Annotated in this window: 20 protein-coding genes; 8 read left to right on the forward strand and 12 right to left on the reverse strand. The window is 27.7% G+C overall.

The window, feature by feature from the left end:
• Positions 1-5: 5 nt before the first annotated feature.
• Both CRV03_RS10235 and CRV03_RS10240 read right to left on the reverse strand, forming a co-directional pair.
• A complete protein-coding gene (locus tag CRV03_RS10235; RefSeq protein WP_129085040.1) occupies positions 6-533 on the reverse strand; it encodes an AAA family ATPase in 528 nt (175 codons plus the stop codon).
• A gap of 113 nt (positions 534-646) precedes the next feature.
• Positions 647-1,465 carry a ferritin-like domain-containing protein gene (locus CRV03_RS10240; protein WP_129085041.1) on the reverse strand — a complete coding sequence of 273 codons (819 nt, stop codon included), beginning with the start codon at positions 1,463-1,465 and terminating at the stop codon, positions 647-649.
• Positions 1,466-1,531: 66 nt separating this feature from the next.
• Here CRV03_RS10240 and CRV03_RS10245 point away from each other — a divergent pair, with 66 nt between their 5' ends.
• The 3 genes from CRV03_RS10245 to CRV03_RS10255 are packed head-to-tail and all read left to right on the forward strand — an operon-like array spanning position 1,532 to position 4,034.
• The gene (locus CRV03_RS10245; protein WP_129085042.1) at positions 1,532-2,125 is read left to right on the forward strand and encodes an MBL fold metallo-hydrolase; all 594 of its coding nucleotides are present in this window, start codon (positions 1,532-1,534) and stop codon (positions 2,123-2,125) included.
• Positions 2,126-2,139: 14 nt separating this feature from the next.
• Entirely contained in the window at positions 2,140-3,051 is a 912-nt protein-coding gene (locus tag CRV03_RS10250; protein ID WP_129085043.1) for a GGDEF domain-containing protein, read from the forward strand.
• 8 nt (positions 3,052-3,059) lie between these two features.
• Entirely contained in the window at positions 3,060-4,034 is a 975-nt protein-coding gene (locus CRV03_RS10255; protein WP_129085044.1) for a GGDEF domain-containing protein, read from the forward strand.
• Position 4,035: 1 nt separating this feature from the next.
• Here the strand turns inward: CRV03_RS10255 and cmoB are convergent, their stop codons facing one another.
• Positions 4,036-4,950 carry a tRNA 5-methoxyuridine(34)/uridine 5-oxyacetic acid(34) synthase CmoB gene (gene cmoB, locus CRV03_RS10260; RefSeq protein WP_129085045.1) on the reverse strand — a complete coding sequence of 305 codons (915 nt, stop codon included), beginning with the start codon at positions 4,948-4,950 and terminating at the stop codon, positions 4,036-4,038.
• Positions 4,951-5,110: 160 nt separating this feature from the next.
• On the opposite strand from cmoB, the gene ccsA reads away from it, so the two are divergent.
• The 3 genes from ccsA to CRV03_RS10275 all read left to right on the forward strand — a co-directional run bounded on the left by ccsA (position 5,111) and on the right by CRV03_RS10275 (position 9,338).
• Complete coding sequence (gene ccsA, locus CRV03_RS10265; protein ID WP_129085046.1) at positions 5,111-7,861, forward strand: cytochrome c biogenesis protein CcsA; 2,751 nt, start codon at positions 5,111-5,113, stop codon at positions 7,859-7,861.
• A gap of 97 nt (positions 7,862-7,958) precedes the next feature.
• Positions 7,959-8,696 carry a response regulator transcription factor gene (locus CRV03_RS10270; protein ID WP_129085047.1) on the forward strand — a complete coding sequence of 246 codons (738 nt, stop codon included), beginning with the start codon at positions 7,959-7,961 and terminating at the stop codon, positions 8,694-8,696.
• A gap of 15 nt (positions 8,697-8,711) precedes the next feature.
• Complete coding sequence (locus tag CRV03_RS10275) at positions 8,712-9,338, forward strand: HAD family hydrolase (protein WP_129085048.1); 627 nt, start codon at positions 8,712-8,714, stop codon at positions 9,336-9,338.
• Here the strand turns inward: CRV03_RS10275 and CRV03_RS10280 are convergent.
• From CRV03_RS10280 to CRV03_RS10310, 7 genes are all read right to left on the reverse strand, one after another.
• Positions 9,331-10,011, reverse strand: coding sequence for an energy transducer TonB (locus tag CRV03_RS10280; RefSeq protein ID WP_129085049.1), 681 nt, complete (start codon positions 10,009-10,011; stop codon positions 9,331-9,333). The two genes, CRV03_RS10275 and CRV03_RS10280, sit on opposite strands and share 8 nt — an antisense overlap.
• Entirely contained in the window at positions 10,004-10,384 is a 381-nt protein-coding gene (gene exbD / locus CRV03_RS10285) for a TonB system transport protein ExbD (protein ID WP_129085050.1), read from the reverse strand. Before exbD ends, CRV03_RS10280 begins: the two co-directional genes overlap by 8 nt.
• A complete protein-coding gene (gene exbB, locus CRV03_RS10290) occupies positions 10,374-10,790 on the reverse strand; it encodes a TonB-system energizer ExbB (protein ID WP_129085051.1) in 417 nt (138 codons plus the stop codon). Before exbB ends, exbD begins: the two co-directional genes overlap by 11 nt.
• Before the next feature lie 4 nt (positions 10,791-10,794).
• On the reverse strand, positions 10,795-12,270 hold the full coding sequence (locus CRV03_RS10295) for a 4Fe-4S binding protein (protein ID WP_129085052.1): 1,476 nt from the start codon (positions 12,268-12,270) through the stop codon (positions 10,795-10,797).
• A gap of 9 nt (positions 12,271-12,279) precedes the next feature.
• Positions 12,280-14,394 (reverse strand): TonB-dependent receptor, encoded by a 2,115-nt coding sequence (locus CRV03_RS10300; protein WP_129085053.1) that lies wholly within the window; start codon positions 14,392-14,394, stop codon positions 12,280-12,282.
• 81 nt (positions 14,395-14,475) lie between these two features.
• A complete protein-coding gene (locus tag CRV03_RS10305) occupies positions 14,476-15,336 on the reverse strand; it encodes a HAMP domain-containing sensor histidine kinase (RefSeq protein ID WP_129085054.1) in 861 nt (286 codons plus the stop codon).
• Positions 15,326-15,985 carry a response regulator transcription factor gene (locus tag CRV03_RS10310; RefSeq protein WP_129085055.1) on the reverse strand — a complete coding sequence of 220 codons (660 nt, stop codon included), beginning with the start codon at positions 15,983-15,985 and terminating at the stop codon, positions 15,326-15,328. Before CRV03_RS10310 ends, CRV03_RS10305 begins: the two co-directional genes overlap by 11 nt.
• Positions 15,986-16,035: 50 nt before the next feature.
• On the opposite strand from CRV03_RS10310, the gene CRV03_RS10315 reads away from it, so the two are divergent.
• Positions 16,036-17,814 (forward strand): Na/Pi cotransporter family protein, encoded by a 1,779-nt coding sequence (locus tag CRV03_RS10315; RefSeq protein ID WP_129085056.1) that lies wholly within the window; start codon positions 16,036-16,038, stop codon positions 17,812-17,814.
• The gene (locus CRV03_RS10320) at positions 17,801-18,034 is read left to right on the forward strand and encodes a hypothetical protein (RefSeq protein ID WP_129085057.1); all 234 of its coding nucleotides are present in this window, start codon (positions 17,801-17,803) and stop codon (positions 18,032-18,034) included. The genes CRV03_RS10315 and CRV03_RS10320 overlap by 14 nt, the downstream gene beginning before the upstream one ends.
• Here CRV03_RS10320 and CRV03_RS10325 read toward each other — a convergent pair.
• The gene (locus CRV03_RS10325; protein WP_129085058.1) at positions 18,015-18,491 is read right to left on the reverse strand and encodes a tRNA (cytidine(34)-2'-O)-methyltransferase; all 477 of its coding nucleotides are present in this window, start codon (positions 18,489-18,491) and stop codon (positions 18,015-18,017) included. The genes CRV03_RS10320 and CRV03_RS10325 overlap by 20 nt on opposite strands.
• Positions 18,491-19,324 (reverse strand): formyltetrahydrofolate deformylase, encoded by an 834-nt coding sequence (purU, locus tag CRV03_RS10330; RefSeq protein ID WP_129085059.1) that lies wholly within the window; start codon positions 19,322-19,324, stop codon positions 18,491-18,493. Before purU ends, CRV03_RS10325 begins: the two co-directional genes overlap by 1 nt.
• Positions 19,325-19,366 lie beyond the last annotated feature (42 nt).

The raw sequence follows: 19,366 nt of genomic DNA on the forward strand, positions 1-19,366 counted from the left end.
AGTAATTAAATTTCACAAAGAGATTTAATTAGCTCTTTAAATTTTTCTATTGATTGTTCTAAAGGTAAAGAGTTATCAAAGTTTATAAGTTTTTTACACTCTAACTTTAGATAATTTCTTTCTAACCTTTTATCAATTTCTTCTTTTGATTCACGAGCTCTTTTTTCAAGTCTTTTTCTTAGAACTTCTTTTGAAACAGTTATATTTATTGTAAATACTTTTTCATAACTACTTTCAAAATCTTTAATTCTTGACCTTGAAATAGATATTATATTTATACCCTTTTTTATTGATGACCTTGATATTCCATAACTATTACCATGGGCATACCATGATGAAATAAAAAAACCTTGTGTTTGTAAAACAGTAAAAGCACTCGTTTCTAAAAAATAGTTATTTTCATGACTATCAGCTTCTCTTGTAATATATCTTCTTACAAAATTTATATTACTAAACTCATTTCTTAATGCTTTTAATAAAGTGTCTTTACCTGCTCCACTATCACCTACAATCAATATGATTTTTTCGTCCATTTACTTCCTAATTAATTATATTTTACGTTCAAATGTAAAATACTTCTATATATAGTAACCATGTTAACTCTTTTTAATTAATTTATTTAATTATAAAAAAGATACATTACAAACTAATTACAGTCATCTTTCTTTGCTAAGAATTTCAATTCATCACAAGAAAAGCCTGCTTTTTTCCTTGCTTCAATATTTAATTGATATTTTTTTGTTGTACTTCCAGGGAATACTTTTTCAAGTATTTCAATATAAGTTTTTTCTGGGTCTAGTCCTTGTCTTTCACACTCAAACTTAAACCATCTATCACCTTTAGTTACATGATCAACCTCTTCTTCTAAAATGATTTCTAATGCATCTAGTATTTTTTGATTAAAATCATCTATATTTGAATTTAATTTCTCCATGATTTTTGGGTTTTGTTCTAAACCATTTGCTTCTAAAAACCTTGGAACAACAGCCATCCTTGATAATAAATCAGGTGTACTTTTCATTGCTTCAAAAAGGTTTGTATGAACTTCTAGCTCACCATAATAAGAACCTAACTCTTTAAGTAATCCCTCAAGCATCTCAAAATGTCGAACTTCATCATTTGCAACTTCTAACCAATCATCATAATACTCATCTGGTAAATCTTTAAATCTCAATGCTGCATCAAGAGCTAAATCAATCGCACTATACTCAATATGTGCAATTGTATGTAGAAGGATTATTTTCCCTTCATTTGTCTTGAAATGCTTTGGTGTTTTAACATGTTTTGGTAATACAATTTTCAAAAAATCATTATATGATGGATTTTTTAGCTCATATGGTGTATAATTGTAATCAAATTGTGATTTTTTGTTTAAATAATCGTTATAAAAGGCTTTAAAGTCGCTAATCTTCTTTTTAGGATTGGCTTCAAGTACGATATTTTCTAGCCTTAAATGATAATGCATAATCTTCCTTACAGTTTTAATTTAATATACTAGATTAAATTTTAGCTAACTAAGGATTAAAGAACTATGTCATTAAAAGTCCAACCAATGGGTGATTATCAAACAAATTGTTATATTATTACTGTAGATGGAAAAGATTTTATAATTGATCCAGGTGTTGGAGCAACAAGATGGGTACTTCAAAACGTACAAAATCCTGTTGCGATTTTAAATACACATGGACATTTTGACCATGTATGGTCAAACAAAGAAGTGAGTGAAGAATTAGGTTTAAAAATCTACACTCCAAAAGAAGACAACTTTATGCTTGAAAAAGACCCTTATGGGTTTGGGATGACTCCATCATGTGCTGATGTATTAGTTGAGCCTGATGAAGAGTTTGACTTTGACGGTGTAAAAGTTAAGTTTCACTATTTTCCTGGTCATACTCCAGGATGTTCTGCAATTGAGATAGATAAACACTTGTTTTCAGGTGACTTTATCTTTAATAACTCTATTGGAAGAACAGATTTTCCTTTTTCTAGTCCAGAAAAGATGAGAAAAAGCATTGATAAGATTTTAGCTTGGGAAAAAGATATTAGAATCTACCCAGGGCATGGGCCAGCTACATCTTTAAATAGTGAAAGAGATTCTTTAATAAATTGGAAAAATTATTTATAATAGTTAGGTAAAAAATGAATTATAATAAGTTAAACTCTTATAGTTTTCAAATGATTATTGCGTTAAATGATCACTTAAAGACTTTACATAAATTAGATGATATCTTCGCATATTTATCATCGTATTTAAATAAAGACTTTGGAATATCTAGGTTTAAAGCAGCTATCAACAATAGAAGTATTTATTCAAATATTGATTCAAATAAAGATTTTAAAAGTAAAAATCTATTTATTAAACTTGATGAAAGTGATGAATTAGAAGTAACTTTTTATTTTGAATCAGGATTAGAACAAGATAAGATTGAATCTACTTCAGAGATAGTAAGAACAACGTTTAACTTAATTTCACAAACTATTTATAATAAGTACCTAACATCTCAACTAAAAGAGTTATCATTAAAAGATAACTTAACAGGTCTTTATAACAGACAATATGTAGATGAATATTTAAAAACAATGCTTCCTCTTTCTTCAAGGGAGAAGAAAAAAGTTGCGTTTTTGAAAATAGGTATTGACCATTTCAAAGCTGTTATTGATGAGTTTGATTACAATACAGGAGATAAAGTTTTAAAAGAGCTTGCAGTAAGTTTAAAAAACTCTGTTAGAACTTCTGATATTGTTGCAAGAATTGAATCTGATGAGTTTTTAGTTATATTATATAATATAGATAGTGAAGATAATGCAATTAAAGTTGCTGAAAAAATAATAGAAAACTTTAAGAATAAAAAAGTTATTGTTAACATTGACACAAATCAAACGTTGATGAAAACAATTTGTGCTGGTATTTCTATGTTTCCTGATGATGCAAGTAAAACAGAAGAGATTTTTAGATCTTCTGATATTGCACTATATGAAGCAAGAAATAAAGGAAGAAGCCAACTTTTCAAATTTAAGAAAGAAGAGACAAATACAATAGATCTTTTTTAAGGGATAGAATGAAGAATAATATTTTAGAATTAGTAAAATCAGCAAAAACAAATGAGAAAGACTTTAAAGCTTTAGAAAATATTTATAAATTATATGACCAATTACAATACTCTTCAAACTTAAAACAAATGGCAGAAGATATTTATCTTTGGTTACACACAAACTTTGAAGTAGATAACGTAACATTTGCCCTATTTGATATAGAAAGAAATAATAGAGAAAATGTATTTATTGAAGGAGATGAGTTTTATTTAGATGATTCATTATCTTTTTTCTTCATTGTAAACACACATACAAACCTAAATGCTATCGTATCATTCTGTGCTTCATCAAAAGAACACCATGACATACTTGCAGAACAGTACAATGTAATTGAATCAGCTCTATTTCAAATTTCACCAATTATTCAAAATGGTATTATCAAGAAAAACTTTATTGAATCACTTTCATTAGACTCTGTTACTAAAGTTTATAATAGACACTATTTAATTGAAAATCTAAATAAACAGATAACTTTATCTAAAAAAGAGTATAAAAGTATTTACTTCCTAATGATAGGAGTTGACCACTTTAAAGCAGTTATTGATGAGTTTGACCATGAAGTTGCAGATCAAGTTTTAGTTGAACTTGCAAGGGTAATTCACTCAAATATTTCTGAGTTTGATATGGTTGCAAGACTAAGTGGTGATGAATTTTTAATCTCAATGCTTAGTACTACAAGTGAATCAGATATTGCAAAAATTGCACAAAATATAATAAAAGATTTTGCGGAAGTAAAAGTTACTGTAAATGACTTAGGACATACACTACAAAAAACAATCTGTATTGGATATGATGTATTTAATACTTCTGATGATAGTGATACAATAGATAAAACTATTAAAAATGCAGATATAGCTCTATATGAAGCAAAAAATAGAGGTAGAAGCCAATTCTTTAACTATAAAGATTTAACTCCTGATGATACAATAGATTTATTCTAATCTACTGTATCTTTCTAGCTTTCATATAAACTCTTTTTGGAGCAGGATAACCCTCAACTGTTTTTGTTGGGTCTTCAGGGTCTAAAAAGTCTTCTAAACTTTGATCAAATGACCATTTTGTTTTTCTTTGTTCTTCACTAGTAGTTGTTGTTGTTGCAATTACTTCAATATCTTCAAAACCAGCTCGACTTAACCAATTTCTTAAAGCAGGAATAGTTGGAATAAAATAGATATTTGGAATTTTAGAGTATCTTTTATCCGGAGTTAAACAAATCTCATCTTCTCCATCAATCATAAAAGTATCAATTAAAATCTCACCCTTTGAGTTTAATCCTCGTGCAAGTGATTTTAATGTTCCAACAGGGTCTGGTCTATGATATAAAACACCAAGCATAAAAATAAAGTCAAATTTATGATTATAATACTCTAAGTGCTCTACTCCAAGCATCTCATAAATGATATCTGATTTAACAAAGTGATTAACAAACTCAAACTGATGTAATGTTAAAGCACTTGGGTCAAAACCAATTAATCTTTTTGGCTTATCTTCAAGCATTCTAAACATATAATAACCATTGTTACAACCAATATCTGCAACAACCTTATCTTTTAAATTAAAATGAGGTCTTATTAGATTGTATTTTATATTACTCTGCCACTCACTATCAATTTCAAGACCAAATAGATTAAAAGGTCCTTTTCTCCAAGGAATAAGTTTTTGTGCTGTTTCTTCTATTAAAGCAAATTCACTATCAGTTAAATCTTCTCTTTTTCCAATAGTAAACCAATCACCATAATCTACGTGTAATTTCTCTTTGTGTAAGTCAAAAACCTTTAGTAATTGATTATACCAAGGTTCAACATTTTTCCATTTTCTACAGTCGTCTTTTTTCTGTTTAAGTTCTTCTAAATTCATTTTAGAATTATAATCTTAATTTATTTAAAAACTTGTTTTAAATCAAGAATAAGTAAAGTTTTTTGGTTATAATAACGAAATTTTGTAAAAAATACTTTCTACACGTTAATTAAATAGATAATACGTATAATTAGCGGTAACTTTTTAAAAAGGATTTATATTGAAACAGCTAACTGACGTCTTGTTCTCCTTCAAGACAACACTTACTTTATTAGCTATTCTAGCCATTGGGGCAGGAGTAGCAACTTTCATCGAAAATGATTTCGGTACATCATCTGCTAGAGTTCTTGTTTACAATCACTTCTGGTATGAAGCAGTATTAGTTTTAACAACTATTAACCTTGCAGGTATAATCTATAAATATAAAATGTGGAAACATAAACCAAGATTTATCTTCCATTTATCATTTGTTGTAATATTAATTGGTGCAGCTGTAACTAGATATGTTGGTTATGAAGGAATTATGCAAATTAGAGAAGGTCAGATTCAAAACAGAATGATCTCTTTAGAACCTTATTTACAAGTTAAAATAAAACAAAAAGACTCTACTTTCTATAAAGAGTACCCAATGGAATTCACTGCTTTAGGTAGTAATGATTTTTCTCATAGTATTTCTTTTGACAATAAAGAGTTAACTGTAGATTTTAACAACTATATGTATGCTAAAAAAGGTAAAAATGACATGGGTATTTTAACAGTAGATGTTTCATTAAATGGAGAAACAAAAACTGTAAAACTACCAGGTAAAAGAGGAATGAAAGGTGTTACAAAAGTTGAAGACTTTGGTGATGCAGTTGTAACACTAGAGTATGGTTCAAAAACTCTTGAACTTCCTTTTGCTATTCAATTAAGAGACTTTCAACTTGATAGATACCCAGGAAGTATGGCTCCATCATCTTATGCTTCTGAAGTAACAGTAATCAAACCTGATGGTAGAAAATATGACTATAGAATTTTTATGAACAGAACACTTCATGAAGGAAACTTCTTATTCTTCCAAAGTTCATATGACCCAGATGAAAAAGGAACTGTATTGTCTGTAAATAATGACCCAGGTAAATGGCCAACTTATTTTGGATATTTCTTACTTACTTTAGGACTTATTTGGAATTTATTTGATAAAAAATCAAGATTCTGGAAACTTACTAAATATGTAAGTGGTAAAAACTTAGCATCAATTGTTGCTGCCTGTTTTATTACTTTTGCAAGTACAAACTTACAAGCAGAAGACCAACTAGCTAATTTTACTCCTGATAAACAAGAGATTGAAAAGTATTTAGAGAGATTTAAAAATGACTCAGCAGAAACTGCTAAGAAGTTTTCTAAAATCGTAGTTCAAAGTAATGGTGGTAGAATGAAACCACTTGACACTCTTAACCATGAGATTCTAAGTAAACTTGCTGGTAAAAAGTCAATGTTTGGTATGAATGCAGACCAAGTAGTATTAGGTATGCTTACTAGACCAGAGATTTGGCGTAATATGAGAATGATTAGAGTAAAAACTCCAAAACTAAAAGAGTTTTTAGGAATTGAAAAAGATAGAAAATATATTGCCTTTACTGAAGTATTCAAAGACAATAAATATATTCTTCAAGAAGAGACTCAAAGAATCTCTATGATTAGTCCTAATCAAAGAGGAACTTATGAAAAAGATATTGTAAAACTTGATGAAAGACTAAGTATTTCATATATGGTTTATAATGGAAGTTTATTTAATATTTTCCCTAAAACTGGTGCACAAAAACTTGAAAACAACAAATGGTACTCTCCATTAGATGCGATTCAAGGCTTTGAAGGTGATAACCAAAAAGCAATTGAAACACTTGTAAGAGGTTTTTTAAACTCAGTTATTAGTGAAAAATGGGAATTATCAAATAGATTTATTGATATGATTCAAGAGTATCAAACTCAAGTTGGTAAAGAAGTTATGCCTCCAAAGTCTCAAATAGATAGAGAAATAGCATTCAATCAACTACAAATTTTTGAAAAACTAACACTTGCTTATTTATTTGTTGGATTTATTATGCTTGTTGTAGCATTTATTGTTGTATTTAACCCAAATATTAAACCAAGAAAAACAACATTATTCTTCTTTATTATGCTAAGTTTACTGTTTGCTGTACATACATTTGGTATGGGATTCAGATGGGTTATCTCAGGACATGCTCCTTGGTCAGATACTTATGAATCACTACTTTATATCTCATGGTCAGCAGTATTTGCAGGAGTTGTATTCTTTAGAAGATCATTACTTGCATTAAGTGCAGCGGTTATTGTTGCTGCTATCTTTATGTTTACAGCACATCTTACAAGTATTGACCCACAAATTACAAACTTAGTTCCTGTACTTAAATCATATTGGTTAACTATCCACGTATCGATTTTAACAGCATCATATGGTTTCTTTGGACTTAGTGCAATTTTAGGATTTATGGTTTTAATTCTATTTATTTTTAGAAAAAATAGACCACACCTTGATGAAACAATTAAACAAGTAACTGCTATTAATGAAATCTCATTAATCATTGGACTTAGTGCAATCACTATTGGTAACTTCCTTGGTGGTGTTTGGGCAAATGAGTCTTGGGGTAGATATTGGGGATGGGACCCAAAAGAGACTTGGGCTTATGTATCAATTGTAATTTATGTATTAGTAGTTCATATGAGATTTGTTAAAAAACTTAATAATCCATATGCATTCTCAGTTGCATCATTATTATCATTTGCATCAATTTTAATGACATACTTTGGTGTTAACTTCTACTTATCTGGTCTTCACTCATATGCAACAGGTGACCCAGTACCAATTCCAATGTGGGTTTACTATGTAACTGCGTTAGTATTTATTACTATAGCATTAGCATATAAAAATAGAAACCTAAAAGATGACATTTGTCATACAAAAAAATAGATTAAGTCTTCGGACTTAATCTTTCCTTCAATTTATTACTTAATTATTTTAAAATCTAAAACAGACTATAATCATCCTTTAGAAGGATAGTTATAAAATGAATCAAGATAATCTTCAAGATATTATAAAATCAACAAAAAACTTACGTTTACTATATATAGAAGATAATGAAGATGTTAGGGAACAAACTCTTAAAATGCTTCAAATATTTTTTGATGATATAGTTGTAGCAAGTGATGGTCAACAAGGTTTAGAAGAGTTTCAAAAAAACAATAAATTTGAATCTACTTCATATGATTTAATTATCACAGATATTGAAATGCCACAAAGAGATGGTATCTCAATGATTACTACTATTAGAGAGTTTGATAGTGATATTCCTATTTTAATATTCTCTGCCCATAGTAATACTGACTACTTCTTAAAATCTATAAATGCTGGAATTGATGGCTATATTTTAAAACCATATAATATCGAGCAAATATCAAATTCATTGATGAATATTATAGAAAAAAACAAACTTATGCCTACAAATGAGCATATAGTACACCTTCATGATGATTTCATTTGGAATAATCAAGACCAAGCTTTATTTAAAGATGAAGAACCTATAAAACTTACTAAAAATGAAACAAAACTATTTAAACTATTTATAAAATCAAAAGGTTCTTTGAAAACTTATGACGAAATAGACAACTATATCTTTAATGATTTTAGTGATACAAATAAAAGAGTTAGAAACCTAGTTTCAAGATTAAAAAATAAACTTAATTGTGAACTCTTTGAATCTATTTATGGTCATGGTTATAAACTAAAATATAAAAAATTTATCTAATCATATAGGAATTTCATGGCATTAATAATGTTTGATATGGATGGTACTTTAATAAATAGTAGTACTCCATTAGTAAATACAATCAACTATGTACGAGAAAAACTAGGGTTTGAAAGACTTGAAAGAGAGCTTATTTTAGAAAGTGTTAATGACCCTAAAATAAATGCTGCCGAGTTTTTCTATGGAACTTCTGATTTTACATTACAACAGCAAAAACTATTTGAAGAGTATTATGATGCAAATTGTTTAAACGGTTTACAACTTTATGATGGAATCAAAAAATTAATTGATGATCTTAGCTCAGATTTTACATTAACTGTAGCTACAAATGCTAACTCTTTTTTTGCAAAAAAAATGCTTGACCACTTAGAAGTAGGTCATTATTTCAACACTATCTTAGGTTTTGATAGTGTTAAAAACCCTAAACCACACCCTGAGATGATAAATAAAATCTTAGATACTCATAGTATAAAAAATACAAAAGCTCAGGTAATAGGTGACTCTCACAAAGATATCATGGCTGCTACAAATGCTGGTGTTGATTCAGTTTTAGTTAACTGGGGATTTTCTAATCATACGAAAGATGCAATCGAGACAATCGAAGAACTTGAAATAAAAATAAAAAATAAATTTCTTATATAAGCTTATAAACAATAGGAAGCTTTATAGTTATATCTTTACTTACTTTTGGAAAATATGATGAAGCTTCATAAATAGCTTTTATAGTACTTTTTCTAAGAAGTCGATGACCACTTAAAGTCACAATATCTCCTTGAATACCACTACTTGTTAATTTAAATCTTACTAAAACTTCCCCTTGGATATTTAATCTTTTTGCTCTTGATGAATATTTTATATGTTTTTGAATCTGTTTTTGAATAAGTAATAAGTTTTTATGTAAAAACTCTTGCTCATAGTTATATACTTTTTTTTCAGCTACTTCTTGTTCTTCTATTTTCGCTTCAACTTTTTTAACTGTTTTTTTAACTACTTTTTTTATAGGAGTAGTTTCTTCTTTTTTAGAGTTTTGTTTTACTATTTTTTTAGGTTTAGTTATAGTTTTTTTCTCTTGTTTTTTTACAAGCTCTTTTTTCTTTTCTACTTTTTTAACTGCTTCTTTTTTAGGTTTTTTTTCTTGTACTTTTTGTTTTTCTTGCTTTTCTTGTTTTTGAATATTTACAAAGTTTAAAGATATTTTCTTTTCTTCTACTTTTTTATCTACAACTTTAAACTCATTAAAACTAAAGAAAATAGCCCCAAATAAAGCTGTATAAAGTATGGTAGTAATAAAAAAAGATGAAAAATATCTACTCATTTTTTGTCACTATTGATATATTTAAAAAATCTTTTGACTTTAAAAAGTCTAACACACGAACAAAACTGTTAAAATCAGCTTCTTTATCACTTCTTATTAAAATAAGTGACTCTTGTTTTAATTTTAAAAGCTCTTCTTCTAAGTTTTCAAAAGTGATTCTATTTTTATTTATATAATAAAAATTCTGTGCATCAATATAGATTGTAAACTCTTTATTCTCTTTTAATTTTTGAGCACTTTTAGTTTCAGGTAATGATACAGAAATAACTCCTTTAGCAATAAAAGTTGAAGTCATCAAAACTATTGCTAAAAGAACTAATAATACATCAATAAAAGGAATTACATTGATTGAATCAAACTTTTTAATCTTCATAGCTACTTTCTAAAACCTCTGCATATCTTGATAAAATATTATAAAAAATCATTGATATAATTGCTACAACAAGTCCTATTGCTGTTGCTTTAAGTGCAAGGGCTAAAGAAGCCATAATCTTAGTTGCTTCAATGTCTCCTTCACTCATAGTTATAAAAGTAAGCATGATTGCAAGAACTGTCCCAAGTAAACCAATATATGGTGAGTTAGAAGCAATAGTTCCTATAAATGTTAAGTTTTTTGTTAAGGCTACTTCTAATTTCTTTTTTGATTCATATTTTTTCACATCAAGTTTTCTATAAAAAAGAATTCTTTCTATAAAAAACATAACTGCAATAAAACTCATAAGTACAAGTAAAGCAATCACACCATAATCAACTAGATTTTTTAATAGTTCAATATTCATAACTCTATCCCTTGTTTTCTTGTTTTATTATCACAATATTTAAAGAAGAGTGATTGTTTGTTTGCTTTTGATGTTGCATATGATTGTGCCCTCCTCTTTTTTGAGCTCCATATGTTTTAAATACATAACCTGTGTAAAAATTTAACCCCATATAAAAAATTATAAGTGCTGAAGCAAAAGGATATGCAAGTACTTTTCTAAGTTTTGTCGAGTCTAGAAGTTTGATTCTAGCAATCATAATAATAAATGCCCAAATATATGCAAGATGATTAAACATTTTGAATATATGTAGCCAAGAGTCCCTTCTTATAGCAAGTGGTTCCATATAATTAAAATTTAAAGAAAAGGCTTGAATAAAGCCATTTACTATATTTGAAGCATAATGTAAAAAGAAAAACTCAACAACATGAGATAATCCACCAATGATAAATAAAGGAGCAAAAGCATAACCTAAAGTATAAAAAGTTTTTTCATAGTCAACTTTTAAAATCTTTGAAGCAATAAACATTCCTCCTACACTTGCCATTAGTACAAAAGCAATTGCATAAGAAAAAGCAAATAGACCTATTGTATCAATAGTTCCAAAGTTAATAAAACTCTCAAAATATCTTGCTGTTTTACTCCAAATAAACTCTTCAACAATTGCACTTCTTCCTAAAGCATGATGAAAGCCCATTGTAATAGAAATAGCACCAGTTAAAAGAATCAATGCCCAAACATCTGATTTTCTTGGCTTAAATTTTTTAAGTAAAGAAGATGAAGGTTTTGTAACTTTAAAAGCAACTGCTTCACAAGAACTACTACAATCCATACATAAAGTACAATCAGCCATTGAGTTTTTCTTTTGAAAAGTAAATGGTTTTAAATCATAAGAACAAGCCTTTGCACAATCAAAAGTTTTACATGAACTACAAGCATCTTTATATGTTTCTAGCTTTGTAAAACCTACTTTAGAAAAAGCATTTGTAACAGCTCCAATAGGACAAAAAGATTTACAATAAGACATCTTTTCAAAAACAAAGAAGCTAATCATTGCAATAATAGTTAAAACTAAAAAAACTAAAGCAGTTGCTATTGGTGTTTTATAAAAAGATGGGTACATATAATATACTAACCACCAAGTAAAAAATAGAACTAAAAGACCTATAAAAGGATTAGCTAAAAACTTTGGCATTTTTTTATTTAATCCAAACTTTGTGATATATTTCCCCATAAAACCATGGGGACAAATTCCACAGAATACTCTTCCTAATGTTCCTAAAGTTATAACCATAAAAAATGGCCAAAATAGATTCCAGAAAACCCCTTTAGTAACCATATTTTCAGAACTAGTATTTATAAAACCATAAGTCATTGCATATAAAAATAGTGCAAAAACTGATAGTTTTAAAGTAAGTAAGAACTTAGGGTTTTTAAATAAAAACCCTAAAACTAGCATACCATAGATATCATTTTTATCTCTATTGATTTTATCTACCATTTATTATTCCTAAAATTTATAAGCATAAGTTAACATGAAACTTCTTGGAGCTGCTGCTTTATACGTTTCATTTCCATAAACATCTTTACTAGCTTCCATTGCATAATATTTGTTTGTTAAGTTCTTGATATTTAACTGGATTGAATGATCTTTTTTCTCATAACCTACCATTAGGTCTGTTACAAATTTATAGCCTTCATATTTTTGAGTATTTGCATTATCCATATAATAACTTCCCCAAGTTTTAGTACTTAATCTTGCTTTTAAACCATTGTCTAAATTAAGAGTTGTAAATAATGAATATTGGTGTTTTGGGATATATGGTAAAACATTTCCATCCCTTGACTCAGACACACCTCTTACTTGTTCTTCGAAAGTTTTAAATTTGAATTTACTATAAGCATAGTTTGCACCAAAAGATAGATATTTATTGATATTGTAAATACCACTTACTTCAAAACCAATCTTTTTTGTTTCACCGGCATTACTATAAACAGTCTGTCCATTTGCATTTTTTACTTGAATGATTTCATCTTCTACATTATTTTGATATAAAGCCATATCATAAGCATATGTATTTGTTCTTGATTTTAACCCTATTTCATAGTTAATACTATTTGTTTTTTCTAAATCAATTCCATCATCACTAGCACTTTCTAACTCACTTCCTGTTGGTGCTTGATTTGCTTTTGCAATAGAAGTATAAATATTTGTGAAATCTGTTAATCTATAGTTTAAGCCTAATTTTGCAGAAGACAAAGTGAAATCTTTTTGTAAAGAGTATTCACCTTTTCCAGTATCATAATTTGATTTACTATAGTCATATCTAATTAATTCATTTCCAGAAATATCAAACTTTAATTTATCAACTCTAGCACTAATATCAATAGCTAAATCTTCTATTGGTTTAAATGTCTCCATTAAATAGATACCATAAAGCTTTGTATCACTATCTTCAGTAGAAGCTAAATCACCTTTATCTTTTGATAAAGTCTGCTCAATTTTTGTCACAGGTCCCATCCAACCCATTTCTGTTATAGTGCTATAATCTTCATAAGTATATTTTTTTGAGTCTTTTGTAATATCTCTTTTAGCAGTAACCCCTGCTACTAACATAGCATCATTTGAAAAAAGAGAATGATTGAAGTTAAGTTCTAAATCTGTACCATAAACTTGATTATCATCACTATCATTTATCATTCCAGTTACAGGGTGAAAATGCTCCCATTTGTTATAATAAAATCTTGGTTTATATGTAATATTTCCTATTTCTTTTTCATACTTAGCATTTAAAGATAAGATTTTAGAATCTCTCGCACTATGTTGCCATTGGCTGCTAGTATCTTCTTGTGTTCCACTTGCTTTAAACTCTTGAAACTCTTCTAAAGTCATAGAAGAAGGAAGGTTTACATTTGATTCAGTGTATGCAAGTTCTGTTTCTAATGTTGATTCATCATCAAAAATATGTCCATATTTTAAACTTCCTTGTGTAGAATCAAAATCATTGTTTTCTCTCCAATCATTATCATTTTTTCTTGAAGAAAAAGAAAAAGACATAAAATTAGAATCATCAATAGCTGTTCTATATTTAAAATTAGTATTTCTTTGATTATCGTTTCCTGCACCTATTTTTATACTATTTTTATCTTCTTTAAATACAGACTTAGTAATTAGCTGAATAACTCCACCTGTTGTATTTGAAGCATTAATAGAACCTGGTCCTTTTTGAACCTCAATTGCCTCTACATCTTGCATATCAATATAATCAAATCTAGTAAATGAATCAGGATCAGTCATAGGAACACCATCTTTCATAACCATGATTTCTCTTACTCCATATCTTGCTTTAAGACCAGCCCCTCTTATGATTAACCTTGGATTTTGTGAATTACTTGAAGACTCAGCTTGAATACCTGGAATATGCCCAATAGCCTCTTGAATATTTAAAATATTTTTATCTTGGATTTCTTTTTCATCAACAATTGCAATTGATTGAGATACATTCTTTGATGCAGTTGCAACTTTTGTAGCTGTTACAGATACTTTTTCTAACTCTACTGTTTGATTTGCTAAAAGTGAAGTACCTAATAAAATTGAAGTAAATAGCGATAATCTAATTTTCATTCTTATCCTTAATTTTTTATAAGAATAATAAATTAGATGTGTTAATTAATCATTAAATAAATGTTAAATAAATGTTAAATTTTACTTTTTTGATATTATATTCTTTAAATCTAGAATAAATTTATTACCATTTTTTGTAGGTTCTATTTTAATAGAAATAAGGTTTTTATCACAAAACTCTTTTACCATAGAAAGACCTAACCCAAAACCTTCTTTATCACTATTTTCTTGAAAATATTTTTCAAAAATAATAAATAAGTTCTTTGTATCAATCTCTTTTCCAGTATTAAAAAAGATTAGTTTTGTATCCTCAAATGAAACTTTAACAACTCCATCTTTTTCTAAGTTATATTTTAAAGCATTTGATAAAAGATTATCTATAGTTTTTTCAAAACCATTTATATCACTTTTTAATAATACATCACTTTTTAAATCAACTTCAATATTAATATCTCTTTTAACATCAGAAAATTTTTCTAAACTATTGTTGATTTGCTCTTTTAAACTAAACTCTGTGATATCGATTTTATCAATTTCTTTTTTGATTTGATATTCCATATTTTCATATAACTTTAGTAATTCATTTGAAGCTTTTTTAATTCTTTCTAATCTTTTTAAAGCCTTTTCATCGCTAATTTTCTTTTCTAACATTTGAGTATTTAAGTTAATAGTAGAAATCGGAATATTAAGTTCATGCAAAGTTTCTTTTACTGTTTTTTGTAGATTTTCATCACTTTTAAAAAGTGGCTCAAAAATAGATTTGCTAAGTAGTAGATATAAAATAAGTCCAAAAATTAGTACGCTAATAGTTATTAATAAAAAAGTATTTTGATTAAACCCAAATATTGATGTTAGATAGTAATTTAAAAATAAAGACAATAAAAGTACAAATACTATTACAATAGAGTTTGTTATAAGAAAATTTCTTTTTTTAAAGTTCAAATTTGTACCCTATTCCTTTTAAGTTCTTTATTGAATCTTTTCCAAATATCTTTTTTAAACTATTTATATAAACACGAATAGAACCTTCACTATAGTCTTCATTATATGACCAAAGTCTATTTATAATCATCTCTTTTGTAACTATTGCTTCTTTTTGTTCTAAAAATAGCTCTAATAAGTCAATAACTTTACTTGTAAGATTTAAATCCTCTTGGGCTTTTAATAGTCTTCTATTTTTTACATCAAATACTAAATCATCAATTAATTCTATTTGTTCTTTAAATTTTCCACTTCTTTTTAACAAAGAGTTTATTCTAAGTAATAACTCATCTAAATCAACAGGTTTCTTTAAATAATCATCACAACCACTTAAAAAGCCTTTTGTTAGCATATCTTTATCTTTATGAGAAGTTAAATATATTGTAGGTGTTGTATCATTGGCTTCTCTAAGTCTTTTTAATAAATCTATTCCACTAATTTTTGGAACATTTATATCAAGTAAATATAAATCATATTTTTCTTCAAAACAGTAGTCTAAAACCTCTTCCCCATCTTTTGCACATTTTACTGCAAAACCCTCATCACATAGGAAGTCCTCTAGGGTCTCTAAAAAAAGCTCATCATCTTCTAAAATCAAAATCTTTATCAAAAAATAATCCTAAATCTTTATTTTTATAAAAAAATATATTATAATACCTAATGGTTAAAAAAACGTTAATTATACTATTAGTGCTTATTACAGCATTTTATGTTATTTCAGAAGATAATATCAAAATCATACTTTCTGGTATTGCTATTTTCCTAATTGGTATGCACTTTATGGAAGATGGTTTTAAACTATTTTCCGGTGGAACATTAGAAAAAATCTTAGAAAAATTTACTAGTACAAAAGTAAGAGCTTTAACTACAGGTTTTATTACAACTTCTATAGTACAAAGTTCTTCATTAATTTCTGTAATCGTAATCTCTTTCTTATCAGTTGAATTAATAAGTTTAGCAAAAGGTATCGCTATAATCTTTGGTGCAAATCTTGGTAGTACTACAACTGCTTGGATTGTTTCATCATTTGGGTTAAAACTTAAAATATCTGTTTATGCTATGCCTATGATTATCTTTGGTGTTATGTTTAGGTTCTCGAAAAACAATACATATGTAGGATTGGGAAATATTCTTTTAGGACTTGGATTTATCTTCCTAGGTATTTCATACATGAAAGAAGGTTTTGATACTTTAAAAGATTCTATTGACTTAGCAGCTTATTCTGTAGGTGGATATTTAGGTATCTTTATTTACATTTTAATTGGAGCAGTATCAACTGTAGTTATTCAATCAAGTTCTGCTACTATGGCTATTATTATTACAGCTTTAGCAGGGGCAAATATTTTATATATAGATGCCTTAGCACTTGCGATTGGAGCAAATGTTGGTACAACAGTTACTGCTGTTTTAGGTTCACTAACATCCAATGAAAATGGTAAAAGACTTGCCTTTGCACACTTTATTTTCAATATCTCAACAGGCTTAATTGCTGTAGTTTTAATATATACACTAAGAGATTTAGTTGAAATACTTTCACCATTACTTGGAATTGCACAAGATAACTATACAATGAAGTTAGCACTATTTCATACTATCTTTAATCTACTTGGAATTATTGCATTATTCCCATTTATTAACTATATTGTTAAGCTTGCAGAAAAGTTTATTACTGATAAGTATCAAAAAAGCTCAAAACCTCTATATCTTGCTGAAGCCAATGTAAAAATTCCATATAATGCTATGGTTTCTATTCAAAAAGAGACTATAAGACTTTATGATAATGCTCAAAAAGCTATCTTACATGCTCTTTCAGTTCATACAAGTCAATTAAATACTAAAGATGATATTAAAAAAGTAGTAAATCAATATACTAAAATAGATACAAACTTAGATGATATCTATCAAAAAGAGCTAAAATCTTTATATAGTGATATTATTGAATATGCTCTTATCTCTCAACAAAATATGACTAAAGAGCAAAGTAAATATGTAACAGATCTGAAACAAATCTCAAGTATAATTATACAAACACTAAAAGATACAAGAGATATTCAAAAAAATATTAACTTCTATCTAAATAGTAAAAATGAACACATTAAAGAAGAATACAGATTTATAAAAGAAGAGATAGTTACTTTTATATTTGAAGTAAACCAATTAAAAAAAGAGTTTGAAAGTGATAGTGTAACTGATGAGTTAGAAGTTTCTACACAAATTCAAGTAGATAAAGAAAGACTTCAAAACCTTGATGTTATTCATAATGGAAGAATTGATTCTTTAATAAAAGAAGAAAAAATCACTTCTAAAATGGCTACATCTGTTATCAATGACACATCAAATGCATATACTATTTGTTCAAACCTTTTAACTATTGCTAATACTCTATTTATTAGAGATAATAAACTAAGAGAGCTAGGAGAAGAAGATGAAGTTAAGTAAGATAATAGACTCTTTAGAAACTGTTTTAGAATGGGACAATAAAGAGATAAAAGAGAATAAAAAAGAGATTGAAGAATTAAAGGAAAAACTCTTTGAAAAAAGAAAAACTCTAAAGAAAAAAATTCAAAAATGTGATGATTGTGAAGAGAAGAAAGAGTTAGACAAAAAATTAAAGGCTGTAAAAAAGCTTATAAAGAAGCTTAAGAAAAATTCTTTTTAAGCTCTTTAAAGTTTTGTCTTAATGCTTCATAAGCAACAATAGATACAGAGTTTGCAATATTTAAACTTCTTGCATCATTTGTCATTGGAATTGTAATACAACCCTCTTTATTTTTATTTAAAATCTCTTCTGGAAGTCCTGCATCTTCTCTTCCAAAATAGAAAAAGTCATTTTCTTCGTAGTCTGCTTCAAAATACAGATTATCAGTTTTAGTTGTAGCAAAAAAATGTCTTTCATTTAAAGGGTGTTTTGCCCAGAAAGCCTCAATATTTTCATACTCATAAACTTCTAAATCAAACCAATAATCAAGCCCTGCTCTTCTTACTTCTTTTTCAGTAATTTCACCAAAACCATAAGGTTTTATAAGATGAAGTTTACAATTAAGAGCAAAAGCAAGTCTTCCTATTGTTCCAACATTTCCTGGAATTCTTGGTTCATGAAGTACTATATTAAACATTATAAAACCACCGTTTTATTTTCATAAACAAATACTCTATCTTCTAAAAGAAGCTGTAAAGCATTTGATAATACAATCTTTTCTACATTTCTACCTGCTCTTCTCATATCTTGCCAAGAGTAAGAGTGGTCAACATTTACAACATCTTGGAAAATAATTGGACCTTCATCTAAATCATCAGTAACATAATGTGCTGTAGCTCCAATAATTTTTACACCTCTATGATGTGCTTGTTTATATGGATTTGCTCCAATAAACGCAGGTAAGAAAGAATGGTGAATATTTAATACTTGTTGAGGGAAACTATTAACAAACTTAGGTGTTAAAATTCTCATATATTTTGCAAGTACAATTAGTTCTGGATTATACTCTTTGATTTGTTCAATTACTAAGTCTTCATGAGCCTCTCTATCCATATCTTCTGCACTAATACAGTGAAATGGAATATCAAACTTCTCTACTAAATCTTTTAAATACTCATGGTTAGCAATTACAGCTTTGATATTTGCATCAAGTTCACCATCAATATATCTAATAAGTAAGTCTCCTAAAACGTGAGACTCTTTTGTAGCTAAAATTACGATATCTTTTTTAGATTTCTGATTTAATTTGATTATTGAGTTTTCAGGTAGTGCCTCAGTTAACTCTTTTAAAAGTAAATCTCTATTTACATCTCCTGAAATAACTGTTCTCATAAAAAATTTATTTGTATCTTTATCAACAAATTCAGCATTTGTTTCTATGTTTAAGTTATTTGCAAAAAGGATTTTAGAGACATTGTATACAAGTCCCTTAGAGTCATGAGTATTAATTAAAAGTATGTAATCTTTCATTTTGTTCCTATTATTAGGTTTCTTTAAAAGAATACTCTTCTA

Origin of the sequence: Arcobacter sp. F155 (assembly GCF_004116455.1) — a bacterium.
Taxonomy (GTDB): Bacteria; Campylobacterota; Campylobacteria; order Campylobacterales; family Arcobacteraceae; genus Halarcobacter.

Excerpts from the sequence above, each read along its gene's own strand:
- CRV03_RS10255 (WP_129085044.1), top strand. The coding sequence starts at position 3,060 with ATGAAGAATAATATTTTAGAATTAGTAAAATCAGCAAAAACAAATGAG.
- CRV03_RS10245 (WP_129085042.1), top strand. The coding sequence starts at position 1,532 with ATGTCATTAAAAGTCCAACCAATGGGTGATTATCAAACAAATTGTTAT.
- CRV03_RS10250 (WP_129085043.1), top strand. The coding sequence starts at position 2,140 with ATGAATTATAATAAGTTAAACTCTTATAGTTTTCAAATGATTATTGCG.
- exbB (WP_129085051.1), bottom strand. The coding sequence starts at position 10,790 with ATGAATATTGAACTATTAAAAAATCTAGTTGATTATGGTGTGATTGCT.
- CRV03_RS10300 (WP_129085053.1), bottom strand. The coding sequence starts at position 14,394 with ATGAAAATTAGATTATCGCTATTTACTTCAATTTTATTAGGTACTTCA.
- CRV03_RS10295 (WP_129085052.1), bottom strand. The coding sequence starts at position 12,270 with ATGGTAGATAAAATCAATAGAGATAAAAATGATATCTATGGTATGCTA.
- CRV03_RS10320 (WP_129085057.1), top strand. The coding sequence starts at position 17,801 with ATGAAGTTAAGTAAGATAATAGACTCTTTAGAAACTGTTTTAGAATGG.
- CRV03_RS10270 (WP_129085047.1), top strand. The coding sequence starts at position 7,959 with ATGAATCAAGATAATCTTCAAGATATTATAAAATCAACAAAAAACTTA.
- CRV03_RS10315 (WP_129085056.1), top strand. The coding sequence starts at position 16,036 with ATGGTTAAAAAAACGTTAATTATACTATTAGTGCTTATTACAGCATTT.
- purU (WP_129085059.1), bottom strand. The coding sequence starts at position 19,324 with ATGAAAGATTACATACTTTTAATTAATACTCATGACTCTAAGGGACTT.
- CRV03_RS10280 (WP_129085049.1), bottom strand. The coding sequence starts at position 10,011 with ATGAGTAGATATTTTTCATCTTTTTTTATTACTACCATACTTTATACA.
- CRV03_RS10240 (WP_129085041.1), bottom strand. The coding sequence starts at position 1,465 with ATGCATTATCATTTAAGGCTAGAAAATATCGTACTTGAAGCCAATCCT.
- cmoB (WP_129085045.1), bottom strand. The coding sequence starts at position 4,950 with ATGAATTTAGAAGAACTTAAACAGAAAAAAGACGACTGTAGAAAATGG.
- CRV03_RS10325 (WP_129085058.1), bottom strand. The coding sequence starts at position 18,491 with ATGTTTAATATAGTACTTCATGAACCAAGAATTCCAGGAAATGTTGGA.
- CRV03_RS10275 (WP_129085048.1), top strand. The coding sequence starts at position 8,712 with ATGGCATTAATAATGTTTGATATGGATGGTACTTTAATAAATAGTAGT.
- exbD (WP_129085050.1), bottom strand. The coding sequence starts at position 10,384 with ATGAAGATTAAAAAGTTTGATTCAATCAATGTAATTCCTTTTATTGAT.
- CRV03_RS10235 (WP_129085040.1), bottom strand. The coding sequence starts at position 533 with ATGGACGAAAAAATCATATTGATTGTAGGTGATAGTGGAGCAGGTAAA.